This window comes from Halovibrio variabilis (assembly GCF_007991175.1).
Taxonomy (GTDB): Bacteria; Pseudomonadota; Gammaproteobacteria; order Pseudomonadales; family Halomonadaceae; genus Vreelandella; species Vreelandella variabilis.
Map to the genome: position 1 here is coordinate 57,306 of NZ_BJXV01000020.1, position 15,376 is coordinate 72,681.

The 15,376-nt window shown below is 54.8% G+C and carries 11 protein-coding genes; 9 read left to right on the forward strand and 2 right to left on the reverse strand.

The genetic code is table 11. The annotated features are described in order from the left end of the window. Nucleotides 1-285: 285 nt before the first annotated feature. From topA to HVA01_RS15275, 5 genes are all read left to right on the forward strand, one after another. On the forward strand, nt 286-2,913 hold the full coding sequence (gene topA / locus HVA01_RS15255) for a type I DNA topoisomerase (RefSeq protein WP_146876266.1): 2,628 nt from the start codon (nt 286-288) through the stop codon (nt 2,911-2,913). Further along, complete coding sequence (locus HVA01_RS15260) at nt 2,910-3,371, forward strand: DUF6586 family protein (protein WP_146876267.1); 462 nt, start codon at nt 2,910-2,912, stop codon at nt 3,369-3,371. The genes topA and HVA01_RS15260 overlap by 4 nt, the downstream gene beginning before the upstream one ends. 54 nt (nt 3,372-3,425) lie before the next feature. Next, the gene (locus tag HVA01_RS15265) at nt 3,426-3,890 is read left to right on the forward strand and encodes a ferritin family protein (protein WP_146876268.1); all 465 of its coding nucleotides are present in this window, start codon (nt 3,426-3,428) and stop codon (nt 3,888-3,890) included. 139 nt (nt 3,891-4,029) lie between these two features. After that, nucleotides 4,030-4,659, forward strand: coding sequence for a L,D-transpeptidase family protein (locus HVA01_RS15270; protein ID WP_146876269.1), 630 nt, complete (start codon nt 4,030-4,032; stop codon nt 4,657-4,659). Nucleotides 4,660-4,870: 211 nt separating this feature from the next. After that, on the forward strand, nt 4,871-5,134 hold the full coding sequence (locus HVA01_RS15275; protein ID WP_146876270.1) for an Lpp/OprI family alanine-zipper lipoprotein: 264 nt from the start codon (nt 4,871-4,873) through the stop codon (nt 5,132-5,134). 179 nt (nt 5,135-5,313) lie between these two features. On the opposite strand, the gene HVA01_RS15280 is transcribed toward HVA01_RS15275, so the two are convergent. Further along, nucleotides 5,314-6,450, reverse strand: coding sequence for a L,D-transpeptidase family protein (locus tag HVA01_RS15280; RefSeq protein ID WP_146876271.1), 1,137 nt, complete (start codon nt 6,448-6,450; stop codon nt 5,314-5,316). A gap of 84 nt (nt 6,451-6,534) precedes the next feature. After that, a complete protein-coding gene (gene mfd, locus HVA01_RS15285) occupies nt 6,535-9,984 on the reverse strand; it encodes a transcription-repair coupling factor (RefSeq protein ID WP_174787790.1) in 3,450 nt (1,149 codons plus the stop codon). 232 nt (nt 9,985-10,216) lie between these two features. Here mfd and HVA01_RS15290 point away from each other — a divergent pair, with 232 nt between their 5' ends. The 4 genes from HVA01_RS15290 (at nt 10,217) to HVA01_RS15305 (ending at nt 15,376) form a co-directional block, all read left to right on the forward strand. Further along, the gene (locus tag HVA01_RS15290; RefSeq protein ID WP_146876273.1) at nt 10,217-11,671 is read left to right on the forward strand and encodes a glyceraldehyde-3-phosphate dehydrogenase; all 1,455 of its coding nucleotides are present in this window, start codon (nt 10,217-10,219) and stop codon (nt 11,669-11,671) included. Nucleotides 11,672-11,979: 308 nt separating this feature from the next. Then, complete coding sequence (locus tag HVA01_RS15295; protein WP_146876274.1) at nt 11,980-13,329, forward strand: Na(+)-translocating NADH-quinone reductase subunit A; 1,350 nt, start codon at nt 11,980-11,982, stop codon at nt 13,327-13,329. Further along, the gene (locus HVA01_RS15300) at nt 13,329-14,555 is read left to right on the forward strand and encodes an NADH:ubiquinone reductase (Na(+)-transporting) subunit B (RefSeq protein ID WP_146876275.1); all 1,227 of its coding nucleotides are present in this window, start codon (nt 13,329-13,331) and stop codon (nt 14,553-14,555) included. The genes HVA01_RS15295 and HVA01_RS15300 overlap by 1 nt, the downstream gene beginning before the upstream one ends. After that, complete coding sequence (locus tag HVA01_RS15305; RefSeq protein WP_146876276.1) at nt 14,555-15,376, forward strand: Na(+)-translocating NADH-quinone reductase subunit C; 822 nt, start codon at nt 14,555-14,557, stop codon at nt 15,374-15,376. Before HVA01_RS15300 ends, HVA01_RS15305 begins: the two co-directional genes overlap by 1 nt.

Genomic DNA, 15,376 nt, shown 5'->3' on the forward strand with positions numbered 1-15,376 from the left:
GTTAGCTTCAAGCGCCCCCGCCTATTAGGCGGGGGCGCTTTGTTTGTTACAGCACCTTATGGGTTGCTGTAACGCCAGTGGCAGTCTAGTGTCTAGCTACTCTTTATCTGAAATCTGAGGATTATTGCCGCTACTGGGTTGCCACTGGCGCTTAGCCAAGGGCTGGGGTAGGGTAGGCGCATTTTTTTCATTCGTATCTTGCAAACGGGCTGTTTTATCCCAACGATACGACACCGAATTCAGAGCACGCGCTAGACAGTCCGTGCATTAGGAAAGTGGAGCACTATGGGCAAGTCACTGGTCATCGTCGAGTCGCCAGCGAAAGCGAAGACGATTAATAAATATCTCGGCAACGATTTCATCGTGAAGTCGAGCGTGGGTCACATCCGTGACCTGCCGACCAGCGGCTCAGGTAAGGCAGCCTCCGATCCCAAGGAGCGCGCTCGCCAGGCCGCAGCGACACGCAAGATGTCGGCGGAAGAGAAGCTAGAGAGTAAAAAGCGCAAAAGCCAAGATCAGTTGATTCGGCGTATGGGCATAGACCCCGATAACGGCTGGGAAGCACGCTACGAAGTGTTGCCGGGAAAAGAGAAAGTCGTCGCTGAACTGAAAAAACTGGCTGAGAAAGCCGATGCCGTCTATCTCGCGACGGATTTGGACCGCGAAGGGGAAGCCATTGCTTGGCACCTACGCGAGACCATTGGCGGCGATGACAGTCGCTACAAGCGCGTGGTGTTTAATGAAATCACCAAAAACGCTATCCAGGACGCGTTCAAAGCCCCGGGTACGCTAAATATTCCCCGGGTAGAAGCGCAGCAAGCCAGGCGCTTTCTGGATCGTGTCGTGGGCTTTATGCTTTCGCCTTTGCTGTGGGCGAAAGTGGCGCGTGGGCTGTCAGCTGGGCGTGTGCAATCCGTTGCGGTGCGCCTGATTGTCGAGCGTGAGCGTGAAATTCGCGCTTTTATCCCTGAAGAATTCTGGGACGTAAACGCCGATCTGGTCTCGCCAGACGGTGAGCTCGTGCGGTTTGCCTTGGTGCGACAAGACGGTAAAGCCTTTCGGCCCACGTCTGAAAAAGACACCCTGGCGCGTATCGAACAGTTGCGAAAAGCCAAACTGGCGATTACCTCTCGGGAAGACAAGCCCACCAGCTCTAAACCTACCGCTCCCTTCATTACCTCAACGCTGCAGCAGGCCGCCAGTGGCCGGTTAGGGTTTTCGGTTAAGAAAACCATGACCATGGCCCAGCGGCTTTACGAGGCGGGTTACATCACCTATATGCGTACCGACTCCACTAACTTGTCGAAAGACGCGGTGGAAGGTGCACGCAGCTATATTGGTGAAGAGTTTGGTGAGCGCTACCTGCCCGAAGCGCCTAATCGCTACAGCAGTAAAGAGAGTGCCCAAGAGGCTCATGAGGCGATTCGCCCATCGAGCGTCGAGCGTAAAGCCGCCGATTTGGCGGGTATGGAACGTGATGCCGAACGTCTGTATGAGCTGATCTGGCGCCAGTTCTTGGCCTGCCAAATGACGCCGGCCCAATACCTATCGAGCACGCTCAGTGTCGAGGTTGATGGCTACGAGCTGCGCGCGAAAGGCCGGGTGCTTAAGTTTGATGGTTACACCCGGGTAATGAAGCCCGGCGGTAAGAACGAAGATCAGAGCCTGCCCGACCTGCCCAAGGGCACGCCGATGGCGCTGGAAGCGCTTGATCCTCAGCAACACTTTACCAAACCGTCACCGCGTTACACCGAAGCAAGCTTGGTCAAAGAGCTTGAGAAGCAGGGCATCGGCCGACCTTCTACTTACGCCTCGATTATCTCGACCATTCAAGATCGCGGCTACGTAAAGTTGGAAAACCGCCGCTTTTATGCCGAAAAACTGGGTGATATCGTCACTGAGCGGCTAAAAGAGTCTTTCCCTGATTTGATGGACTTCTCGTTCACGGCGCGGATGGAAGATAGCCTGGATGAAGTCGCCGAAGGCGAGCGTAACTGGCGCGCATTGCTCGATGCCTTCTATGGCGAATTTCGTGAGGAACTTGCCAAAGCGGAAAGCGAAGACGGTATGCGGCCCAACCAGCCGGTGCCGACGAACATCGACTGCCCGACCTGCGGGCGTCATATGCAAATTCGGACGGCATCGACGGGGGTGTTCCTGGGCTGTAGCGGCTATAATCTGCCGCCAAAAGAGCGCTGCAAGACCACCATCGACCTTATTCCTGGCGAAGAAGCCGTTGCGGAAGACGCCGATGAAGAAGCCGAAGCCATTGCGCTACGTGCCAAGCGCCGCTGCCCCAAATGCGGCACGGCAATGGATAACTATCTGATTGACGAGACGCGTAAGCTGCACATCTGTGGTGATAGTCCCGATTGTGACGGCTACGAGGTCGAAAGCGGAAAATTCAAGATTAAGGGCTACGAAGGCCCGGTGATCGAGTGTGACAAGTGCGGTTCTGAAATGCAGTTGAAATCAGGCCGTTTTGGTAAATATTTTGGGTGTACCAACAGCGAATGCAAAAACACCCGCAAGTTACTGAAAAGCGGGGAAGTCGCGCCGCCCAAAATGGACCCTATTCCGATGCCGGAGCTGGCCTGTCAGAAAGTTGATGACCATTACGTGCTGCGGGATGGAGCGAGTGGGCTATTTTTGGCAGCCAGCAAATTCCCTAAAAATCGTGAAACACGGCCGCCGCTGGTAAAAGAGCTGAAGGCGCATGCCGATGAGCTACCTGAGAAGTACCACTTTATTCTCAAAGCGCCCAGCGAAGACCCGGACGGTCGTCCCGCGCAAATCCGTTATTCGCGTAAGAGTAAAGAGCAGTACGTGATGACTGATGAAGAGGGCAAAGCGACCGGTTGGAAAGCCATGTTTGATGCCGGTAAATGGCACGTGGAGGATAAGCGTAAGTGAGTGCACGGTCACGAACCAACCAATTGCTTTATCAAGCTGAGCTACTCGTCGCGTTGCCCATAGGCGAGGATGAACACACCCAGTCGCGGCAAATGGCGCTGGAGGAGAGCGCCTTGGCACTGTTTGAGCTGGCGCTGGAATCGTTGCTGCGTGAGGTCACCGAGCATGCCCGCTTAGCGGAGCACCGTTGGACCGTTTTACTTGCCCAAGACGGTCCCGAGCTGGCGGAGTTGCAGCGCCTTCGCGATTTGAAAGCGCAGCCAGAGAGCTGGTTGAATTGGCTAGCCGTTCAATTAGAGCGTTTGCATAGCGATGAAGGCGCTGCACGGCGTACGGTGCAAAACCCGGCTATGATTGCAGTAGGTAGCCAAACCAGCTTGCGCCAGCAGCTGCTGGATAACCTTCAGGCTGCCAAGCATGAGATAGGCGCCCTGCGCGAAACCAGTCAGGAGTGGTAATAGAGTGCCCTAACGGCATCCGCGCAGTTAAGCACTTAGGAAAGGAGAAGCATGATGCGCTATAACCAAGTGAAGGATTTAATTGAATGGGCTGCGGGCTTTCACGCGCGAATGGCACGCCAATACAGTGAAGCGGCTGACAATGCCGATAATGAGCGTTTACAAATGGTGTTGACCTACTTAGCCAGCCGTGAGTTAAAAATGAAAACAGGCCTTGACGATCTGTTTCAAGATGATTCTGGGCATACTGAAGTAATGGAAACATGGTTCGATGATTCAAAAGACTTCCCCCAGCCACCAGAGCTGGACAAGCTGGCGGAACAGGCGGTAGCTGGCTCGATTGAAGAGGTGATGAAGACAGTAACCACGGCTCACCAACGTTTACAAGAACTTTATGAGCGTCGTGCGGAACGCGCAAAAATTGAGCCTGAGGAGGAGTTTTTTACCTCGTTGGCAAACGGACATAATGCTGAAATACGCCACATCATGGCGAGCATTGAAGAATTGCAAGGCGTTTGATTCGCACCACCCTGTTATTAGCCTGCTTTTTCGCTGTACGTATGACGAAATGACTAACGGCGAACGTGGGAATAAGGTATAACAGCGACTAGATATACCTAGTCGATTCACCACAGGCTAATTTGTTTCGAGAGCTATCATGATTCCTGTCAATCGCCGCCGTTTTTTAGCCATGGCGCTGAGTCTGCCAGCCGTTGCCAGTGCGGCCGTCAATGTACCTAGTCTGGCGGGCGGTGCGGACCTGGTGGAAACAATGCTGGCCCGTGCGCCTGTGCCACGCCATAGTAACGAGTTATGGGTGTTGGTGGATGACCAAGAGGCAGCGCTGAGTGTGTTTAGGGGCAACGCGCTGGTAGAGCGCTTTGTGCCCGTATCATTGGGCCGCTCTGGGGCCAAGACGCAGCGTATTCGCGGCGATAATGTGACCCCGCTTGGCGAGTTTCGTATCAATCGTTTTAATTACGAAAGCCAGTGGCGTACCTTTATGAGCATTGATTATCCAACGCCACCGCACGCCCGCATGGCGCTGGAAAAAGGTATTTATTCTCAAGCTGATTATGACGATTACTTCGATTACTACCGTCGCCATGGCTACCCACCGCAAAACACTGCCCTTGGCGGGGCAATTGGGATCCACGGCCTGGGTAGCGCAGACCCCGATATCCATGGGCGCTATCATTGGACCCAAGGGTGTGTAGCCGTTACCAACGCGCAAATTGATCGCTTGGCAGAGCTGGTGGGTGTTGGCACTCGTGTAGTGATCCGTTAAGCTAATGGCGTTGAAGGAAGTTCGAGGTTTTAAAGAAGTGGCTATAGACAACCGCTGTGGTCTATTATAAAACAGCGTTTGACTGCGTGCTTCAAAGCACAAGTCATTGAAAAGAACCTGCACCGCAGGTAGACAAATTTAAGCTAAGCTTTTAGTTTTATTTTTGTCATACCCTTAATGTAGTACCCAAGGACGACTCAAGGAGAACATTATGACTCTGAAAACTACTCTCAAGATGACCGCTGCTGCCGCTTCACTGGCAATTCTTGCTGGTTGTGCTTCTACCAGTGCGCTGGAAGAAGTTCGCATGACAGCAGAATCTGCACAGGCTGACGCTGCAGAAGCACGCAGCATGGCTTCACAAGCTATGAACACTGCAAACCAAGCCCAGCGCGATGCGCAGGCTGCTATGCAGATGTCTGAGCAGAACCGTGAAGAAATGAACCGTATGTTCCAGCGTTCCATGCAGAAGTAATTCTGCTTGGGCTGGCGAGAGAGCCATCGGGCTCTCTCAATAGCCGTTGGATGAAAGCTGTAGTTAGTTAAGATACCGAAAGTAGGACGTCGTTAGTTAAGACGTCGGACCCGCAGGTTTTGGCACTAGCTACGCAAAAAACCCCGCCTTAGCGGGGTTTTTTGTTGCTGCGGCTTCGGCTAGGCGTCTTCGTCAGTGGCAGGCGTTGCGCTAAGCTTAACCTCATTAAATAGCTCAACGGGTTCAGGTTCTGGCTTGGGGGCTTGAGGGCCGTGTAAAGCAATAAACTGGCCGTTTGGCGCTATGATGGCGCGCTGGATCTGGTCGGCATCGATCTCAACCCCTTCCTCGGTTAGCTCAGAAACACGCTCAAGGGCGTTAAGCAGCGGCTCGAAATTACTCTCATTCTTTCTAATTTGCGGAAACGACTGCACAAACAAGGTGCCGTCGGCGGCTAAGCCTGCCTTGAATGGGGCATCCATCAGATTGACCTGTGTACCGCTCGGTAAGCGTTCGTAGAGCGATTCGATGTCTTCCGGATACATGCGGATACAGCCTCGGCTGACCCGCATTCCAACGCCATCGGGGCGGTTGGTGCCGTGAATCAGGTAGCTCGGCATCGCCAACAAAATCGCATGTTCGCCTAAGGGATTATCCGGGCCGGGCGGCACGACGGACGGCGCAGGTTCGCCACGCTCGGCTGCCTCACGGCGCATGGAAGAGGGCGGTGCCCAGGCGGGGTCTTTAACCTTAACGGTAGTGCGGGTGATGCCCACTGGCGTTGCGAACTCTTCACGCCCGACGCTGACCGGATAGGTCTCGACGATGCCGGGTTTATCTGCGGGGTAGTAATACAGGCGCAGTTCCGACAAATTGATCACCACCCCTTCCCGCGGTGCGGGTGGCAGGATGTATTGAGCAGGAATCACCACCTCGGTACCCACGCCTGGCACCCAGAGGCTGACATCGGGATTCGCCATGCGAATCTCTTCGTAGCCAATGTTGTGACGCCGGGCGATATCGATCAGGGTCTGCTTGGGGTCTTTTACCACGACGGTGTAGCGCTCCCCAATCACGTCCCCGTTTTCTGGCAGGCGGAAGTGGCCGCGGGGTAGCTCATCTCGGTCAGTCACTTGAATGGCGCTGTCGACAGCGTCGATGCTGACTTCCTGTGCTTGCTCTTGCGTCTGTTCCTGCTCTTGGCTACCTGCTTGGTCTTCCGCCGATTGCGCAAAAGCCGGGGTAGTAAGGCTGGCTGCTAGCAGCACGGCCAAACTAGTGGGCCCCAAAAGATTTAAGGTATGGCGAATGTTCATGGTCGTTCCTAATGTGTTAATTCAATGCTGATGGGCGTTGTGGTGACCCATAAGGCATGGCTGATAGCAAGTTTGCCCCAAGGTTCACGCCGCCGCTACTTTTTGATTAAGCGTGTTGAGTAGGTTCTCTATCTGCTGGAAGCGCTTGTCGACGGTTTCCATCGGTAATTCAAACCGTAAGGTATCAGAACCGTCTAAACGGTAATGTTTTGGCGCCGTCTGAATGAGCGTTACCAGGGTTAATGGATCGACCTGGGTGCTGCTGTCAAACAGCACTCTGCCGCGGCTCTCGCCAGCCTCAAGCTTGCTGATGCCCAGCTGTTCGGCGCGGTGACGCAGCTTAGTCTGACGAATAAGGTTTTTGAGCGGGGCGGGCAGCAAGCCAAAGCGGTCAATCAGCTCAACCTGCAACTCTTTGAGCTCGCTGTCGCTCTGGGTATTGGCTATTCGCTTGTACATCACTAACCGCTGTTGCACGTCGTGAATATAGTCATTGGGGATCAATGCGGGCAGATTGAGGTTGATTTCCACGCCGGTATTGAAGGGTGCTTCGATATTGGGTGTTTTGCCCGCGCGGATCGCTTTTACCGCGCGGTCGAGCATCTCCATATAAAGGGTGTAGCCAATGGTTTCCATTTGCCCGCTCTGCTCATCACCCAATAATTCGCCCGCCCCACGAATTTCCATGTCGTGGCTGGCCAGGGTAAAGCCAGCGCCTAAATCATCCGAGGCGCTAATCGCTTCCAGACGTTTTATCGCATCCCGTGTCATGGCTTTGGGGGGCGGGGTTAATAAATAGGCGTAAGCCTGATGGTGACTGCGGCCAACCCGGCCGCGTAGCTGGTGCAGCTGTGCCAAGCCAAATTTATCGGCGCGTTCAATAATGATGGTATTGGCGCTGGGTACGTCAATACCGGTTTCAATGATGGTCGAACATACCAAAACGTTAAAACGGCGGTGGTAGAAGTCCGACATGATGCGTTCTAAGCTGCGTTCGGGTAGCTGGCCGTGGGCGACACCTACCCGGGCCTCGGGGACGAGTTCGCGAATTTTTTGCGCTTCGTTTTCGATGGTTTTGACTTCATTGTGCAGCACATAGACTTGTCCACCGCGGAGTATTTCGCGTAGCAGGGCCTCTTTGATCACACTGGTGTCGTGCTGCTGTACAAAGGTTTTCACCGAGAGTCGGCGGGCCGGCGGCGTGGCAATGATCGACAGGTCGCGGATGCCGCTCATGGCCATATTGAGCGTGCGCGGGATGGGGGTCGCGGTGAGCGTCAAAATATCGACTTCGGCGCGTAGCGTTTTGAGTTTCTCTTTCTGCGCCACGCCAAAACGGTGCTCCTCATCAATAATGAGCAGCCCCATCTTGGGCAGCGCAACGCTTTTCGAGAGCAGCTTGTGGGTGCCAATGACAATATCCGTTTGACCGTTCTTAATGCTTTCCAACGTTTGGTTGATGTCTTTTCCGCCGGTGAAGCGAGAGATCACGCCGATATTGACGGCGGTGTCGGCAAAACGGTCGCGGAAGTTCTCGAAGTGTTGGCGCGCCAGTAGCGTAGTGGGCACCAGGACCACCACTTGACGGCCGGACTGAACGGCCAGAAAAGCCGCACGCATGGCGACTTCGGTTTTGCCAAAGCCGACATCGCCACACACCACGCGATCCATCGGCTGCGGCGAGGTCATGTCGCTGATGACCGCTTCAATTGCCGCGTGCTGGTCGGCGGTTTCCTCAAACGGGAAGTTGCCGGCAAAGCGTAGATATTCGTCGCCTGGCGCTTCGTAAACAACGCCCTGCTGGGCTTCTCGGCGAGCATAGACGTCCAGCAGTTCGGCGGCGGTATCACGAATCTTTTCAGCGGCTTTGCGGCGGGCTTTTTCCCACTGGTCTGAGCCGAGTTTATGCAGCGGGGCGAGGTCATCATCGGCGCCGCTATAACGCGAGATTAGGTGCAGGCTGTCGACAGGCACATACAGCTTGGCGCCATTGGCGTAGGAAAGGGCCAGGAATTCATTCGCCTGGCCGCCAGCCTCTAAGGTTTCCAGCCCTAAATAACGGCCAACGCCGTGGGCTTGGTGAACCACTGGCGCCCCTTCGCGTAGCTCCGACAGGTGGCGCACCGCCAGTTCGTTATCATCGGTGGCTTTTTCGCGTCGACGGCTTTGGCGCACCACGTCGCCAAATAGCTCGGTTTCGCTAATCACCGCGACGCTGGGGTTGTTAAGCCACAAGCCGCTATCGACTAAGCCTTCGGTAATCGCAAACTGTTCATCGCTGGCCAAAAAGGCGTGAAAGCTATCAGTGTGCGGCAGCGATAGCTTTAACGGTGCCAGTGTTTCTTCCAATGCTTCGCGGCGGCCCCGCGATTCCGCCACAAACAGCACGCGGGTGGTCGGGTGCGATGTCAAAAAAGCTGACAGTTCGCCAAGGGGATGCTTGGCGCGCGCATTGATCGCCAGCGAGGGCAGCGATGAGGCGTCAGGAAGCTGGGCATGGCGCTGTTCGCTATCCTCGGTCAGCTCTATGCGCGGGCGTGCTTTTATCGCTGAGAACACGTCGTTGACGGGGAAAAACGCCCGGTGGGGGGGGAGCAGTGGGCGCGTCGGGTCAACGCCTAAATTGACGTAGCGGGCGTCAATCGCCTGCCAGTGCTGTTCGGCAGCAGCAAAAACCCCCGGTAGTAACGCCACCCGGGTGTCGTCTGTGAGGTGGTCGAACAGCGAGGCGGTTTGTTCGAAAAACAGCGGCAGGTAATGCTCAAGCCCCGGTGAGGGAATGCCTTTTAACGCGTCGTTATAAAGCGTGCATTGACGCGGATCGACATCAAACAGGGTCTCAAACTGCTCGCGAAAACAGGCAATCGCACTGCGGCTGAGGGAGTACTCGTGGGCCGGGAGCAGTTCAAGTGATTCAAGTTTGTCGGTTGAGCGCTGGCTGCCGGGGTCGAAGTGGCGCAGGGTATCGATCTCATCGTCAAACAGATCGATGCGGATCGGCTCATCCATGCCCATCGCAAACAGGTCGATCAGCGCGCCGCGCATGGCGTATTCGCCGGGCTCGTAAACCGTTTCAACGGCGCGATAGCCGGCTCGGGAGAGCGATTCACGAAACGCTTCACGATCCAGGCGTTCGCCGGTTTTAAGCGTCATGACCCGCCCGGCAATGTACTCAACCGGTGGCAGGCGCTGCATCAGCGTATTGATCGGCACCAGCACAATGCCGCGCACGCCATCCTGAAGTTGGCGTAACGTACGCAGTCGGGACGACACAATATCTTGATGGGGTGAAAAGCTATCGTAGGGCAGCGTTTCCCAATCGGGGAAGGGCAGTACCGGTACGTCGCTGTAAAAATACAAATCCTGCTCAAGGCGCTGCGCGCTTGCCGTATTGGGGGTGATCACCAATAGCGGGGCGTCAGTGGCGACCCGGGACAGTGCCAGCGCAGTCGCGCTGCCCGGTGGCGATGTCCAGTAGAGCGTATCGCGAGTCCCTTGAGGCTGGGGCGGTTCGAGCAGAGAGAAAGTTGGCATAATCAAAATATCGTTTTGCGCTGAAACGGAAACAAGATCATACACGATCACTCGTTGCAGATAGAGTGCCGTGGCTTTTGGTAGCAGCTTAATCTTGGCTAAGAGAGGGTTTTGTAGTGAGATCGACGATTCTGTAATACCCCTACATGGTGTGCGACTATCCACGCATTGCGGCGACTGCACCGGCCCGGGATAATGCTTGCTCTTTTCCCATTTCCTGATGAGGCCGCCCGTGAGTCAGCAAACGCTCGAAAATGTTTTTCAACAATGGCAGGGTAACGAAGCCTTGGCGGAGCAAATGATCCCGTTAGTGGGACAGCTCTATCGCCAGAATAACGTTGTTGCCACCATGTTCGGGCGTTCTCTGATCAAACGGTCGGTCATTCGGATTCTTAAAGACCACCGTTTTGTGCGTAAACTGGAAGGAACCGAGCTCTTCGTTGAGGATACCTACCCTATTTTGAAGGGCATGGTCGCGCTGAACCTTGGTCCTGCGCATGTCGATGTGGGCAAGCTGGCGGTGATGTTTAAGCGCCAGGGTGGCGGTGATGTTGAGGCCTTTCTGCGCAAAGAGCTGAACGAGATCATTGATGGCTATCAGCCAGGGGGCAGCAAGGGCGAGCCACAAGATGTGGTGCTCTATGGTTTTGGCCGTATTGGCCGCCTGCTGGCACGGGTAATGATTGAGAAAGCCGGTGGCGGTAACCTGCTGCGCTTACGTGCCATTGTGGTTCGTGGCCGGGGCGATGTGGCTAAAGACCTTGAGAAGCGCGCCAGCTTGCTGCGGCGTGATTCTGTGCATGGGCCGTTTGACGGCACTATCATGGTCGATGCAGAGGCCCGCACACTGACCGCCAATGGCAACGTCATTCAAGTCATTTACGCCGACTCGCCCAGCGAAATTGACTACACCGAGTACGCGATCCACAACGCGGTGATTGTCGATAACACCGGTATTTGGCGCGATGAGGCGGGCCTGGGGCAACACCTTCAGTGTAACGGCGCTGCCAAGGCGCTGCTGACCGCGCCGGGGAAAGGCGATATCAAGAACATCGTCTATGGCATCAATCATGCGTCCATTGGCGATGAGGATGTGATTGTCTCTGCGGCATCATGCACGACAAATGCGATTGTGCCGGTTTTGAAAGTGTTAAATGATGAATATGGTGTGGTAAATGGTCACGTCGAAACCGTGCATGCTTACACCAACGACCAAAACCTCATCGATAATTACCATAAGGGGGATCGGCGTGGCCGCAGCGCGGCGCTGAACATGGTATTGACCGAAACCGGTGCGGCTAAAGCCGTTTCCAAGGCGCTGCCCGAGCTTGAGGGTAAGCTGACCGGTAACGCGATTCGCGTGCCGATCCCCAATGTTTCCATGGCGATTCTCAATCTAACCCTGGATAAATCCACCGATGTAGTGGCGCTAAATGACTACCTACGGCGTATGTCGATTGACTCCGCCTACCAGAAACAGATTGATTTTGTTGACTCTGCGGAAGTGGTGTCGTCCGACTTTGTGGGCAACCGCCATGCGGGCATCGTGGATGCCAAGGCCACCATTGCAAACGGGCATCATGCGGTCGTTTATATGTGGTACGACAACGAGTTTGGTTACAGTTGCCAAGTCGTGCGCATCTTGCAGCAAATGTCGAACGTGCGTTTCCTAACGCTACCGCACTAACCTGTGGTACTAGAAGTGGCCGCATGCCGGGCTAGAAACCTATAAAAATGAACAACGCCACCCTCGGGTGGCGTTTTTTTGATCCCTAAAGCGTCTTTTGCCAATGTCTATAGCACTTTCGACGACCATCAGGGATGTGGTCATTGGACGCGCTTATCTTTATAATACGAGGGATTTTTCGGGGTGGTTCAAGTGCAGCTTGGGCCGGACTGGTAACAATCTGAGCAGATAACAAGAACACACTGAGCAGAAAATAAGCATTCGAACCCCTTACCTTCGTATATCCGATCCAACAACTGGGCGAGACTATGATCGAAGTCAAAAAAGGCCTGGATCTCCCCATCACGGGAGCGCCTGAGCAGCGTATTGAAGATGCGCGGCCTGTGCGCCACGTGGCAATCCTGGGTACTGACTACGTTGGCATGAAGCCAACCATGGAAGTTCAGGAAGGGGATAAGGTCAAACTAGGCCAATTGCTCTTCACCGATAAGAAGATTGATGGCGTGCGCTATACAGCGCCTGCTGCCGGTGAAGTGCTTGCAATAAACCGTGGCGAAAAACGTCGTTTACTATCTGTTGTGATCAAAGTCGACGAGACTGAGGAAGCGGTTGAATTCGCTGCTCACGACCGTAACGCGCTAGTTAAGCTTGAACGTCAGGTGGTGGTTGACCAGCTGGTCGAGTCGGGACTCTGGACCGCTTTACGTACCCGTCCCTTCTCACGCACACCGGCCATTGATAGCACCCCGGCGGATATTTTTGTGACCGCCATCGATACCCACCCGCTGAGCCCTGACCCTGCCTTGATCATCAATGAGCAGCCGCAGGCATTCGAAGATGGCCTCAAGGTGTTAGCGCGCCTTACCGAGGGCAACGTCTTCCTGTGCACGGGTGAAAATGCCTCGATTCCGGGCGGCGATGTCGATGGCGTGAAAGCTGAAAGCTTCGCTGGGCCGCATCCAGCCGGTCTGGTCGGCACGCATATTCACTATCTTTCGCCGGTCGCACTGCACAAAAAAGTGTGGCACATCGGCTATCAGGACGTTATGGCGTTCGGTAAGCTGTTTGTGGAAGGCAAGCTGGATATGAGCCGCGTTGTCGCCATCGGTGGGCCGCGCGCCGAAAATCCGCGCTTGGTGCGTACCCGTATCGGTGCCAGCATGGATGAACTACTCGACGGCGCTGTCATCAAACCCGAAGACACCCGGGTGATTTCAGGCTCTGTCTTTGCTGGCTTTGCCGCTGAAGGCAAGCTGACATACCTAGGCCGCTTCAATAACCAAATTAGCTTGATTGAAGAGGGCAATAAGCGCTCTTTCATGGGTTGGTTGTCGCCCGGCGCTAATAAGCACTCGGTCTTGGGGATTTATATCTCCAAGATTAAAGGGCTGCATAACTATGCGCCGACGACCTCTACCAACGGCTCAGAGCGTGCTATGGTGCCGGTAGGGGCCTACGAGAAGATAATGCCGCTGGATATTATGCCGACCCAGCTACTGCGTTCGTTGATTGTGGGCGACATTGAGGTTGCCATGCAGCTTGGGTGTTTGGAGCTGGACGAAGAGGATCTGGCGCTGTGTACGTACGTTTGCCCTGGCAAATACGAATACGGTCCTATCCTGCGTGACAATCTCACCATGATCGAGAAAGAGGCCTGATGATGGGAATCCAACAGACACTTCAAAATATCGAGCCGCACTTCCATAAAGGCGGAAAGTACGAAAAGTTCTATCCCCTTTTTGAAGCGGTCGATACCATTTTTTACTCGCCACCGAGCGTTGCTAAAACCACCGCTCACGTGCGTGACGGTATCGATCTTAAACGCATCATGATTACCATGTGGATGTGTACCTTCCCGGCGATGCTATTCGGTATGTGGAACGCTGGCTGGCAGGCTAACACCGCCATTGATGCGGGCTACGCCTCCATGGGTGGCTGGCGCGAAGCGATTACGATGACGCTGGCAGGCGGGCACGACCCCAGCAGCTTTTGGGCGAACTTTGTCCTCGGGGCTACTTACTTCCTACCGATTTATCTGGTTACCTTTGTGGTGGGTGGCTTCTGGGAAGTGCTGTTTGCGATCAAGCGTGGTCACGAAGTTAACGAAGGTTTCTTCGTGACCTCGGTGCTGTTCGCGTTGATCCTGCCTGCGACCATTCCGCTCTGGCAGGTCGCGCTGGGTATTACCTTCGGCGTGGTGATCGGTAAAGAGATTTTTGGCGGCACGGGCAAGAACTTCTTAAACCCGGCGCTTACCGGGCGTGCTTTCCTTTACTTTGCTTATCCAGCGCAAATTTCTGGTGATTCGGTCTGGGTGGCCGCCGACGGCTATAGCGGCGCAACGGCGCTGTCTATGGCATTCCAAGACGGCATGACCGCGCTGACGAATACCTTTAGCTGGTGGGATGCTTTCTTAGGCTTTGTCCCTGGCTCAGTAGGCGAGGTTTCTACGCTGGCGATCTTGGTTGGTGCTGCCGTCTTGCTGTGGACGGGGATTGCTTCGTGGCGGATCATGCTGGGCGTCTTTCTCGGCATGGTGGTGACCAGCACGCTGTTTAATCTGATCGCCTCGGACTCCAACCCGATGTTTGCCATGCCATGGTATTGGCACCTGGTGATTGGTGGTTTCGCTTTTGGCATGGTGTTTATGGCCACAGACCCTGTGTCAGCGTCAATGACCAACCAAGGCCGTCTGGTGTTTGGGGCATTGATTGGCGTAATGACCGTCTTGATTCGCGTGGTTAACCCGGCATTCCCGGAAGGCGTCATGTTGGCAATTCTGTTTGCTAACCTGTTCGCACCGCTGATTGACCATTTCTTCGTCCAGGCCAACATTAAACGCCGCGTCAAGCGTACCGGCGTACCGGCCGAGGAGACTGCCTAATGGCACAAGGTAATAATTCGATCAAAAAAGTCCTGATCGTGGCGTTTGCACTGTGTATTGTGTGCTCCGTCATTGTCTCGACGGCGGCGGTCGCGTTGCGGCCCGCCCAGCAGCTTAACCAGGAGCTTGATCGTAAAACCAATATCTTAAACGTTGCCAAGCTTTACGAGCCGGGCATGGACGTTGAGGCGGTGTTTAGCGACGAGATTACTGCTCGCGTCGTTAATCTGGATACGGGCGAGTACTCCGATGAGTTTGACCCCGATACCTACGACAGCTTTGAAGCTGCCCGTGACCCAGCCTCGGGTCGCACGCTCTCTGGCGATCAGGACATCGCCGGCTTATCACGAGTCGAAAACTATGCCACGGTTTACTTGATTGGCGGTGAAGGCGACCCTGAACAGATCGTGCTACCTATTCGTGGTCAAGGTCTATGGGGGCTAATGCGTGGCTTCCTGGCCGTAGAAGGCGATGGCAATACGATCGTCAGTATTACCTACTATGAGCACAGCGAAACGCCGGGTCTAGGCGCTGAAGTTAACAATCCGCGCTGGCAAGCCCAATGGGAAGGGAAGAAAATTTACGATGAAGAGGGCGACCTCTCACCGGAAATTCACCTGACCAAAGGCGGTGCTAGCAGCGAATACGAAGTAGATGCGCTATCTGGCGCTACGCTAACCAGTAACGGCGTGACCAACATGCTGCAGTTCTGGTTGAGCGAAGAAGCATTTGGTCCCTATTTGGCAAAATTCCGCAGCGGTACTGAGCCGGAAGACGCCGCAGAGACCGATACCGACTTCGAAGACGTTGAGGGGGCCTGA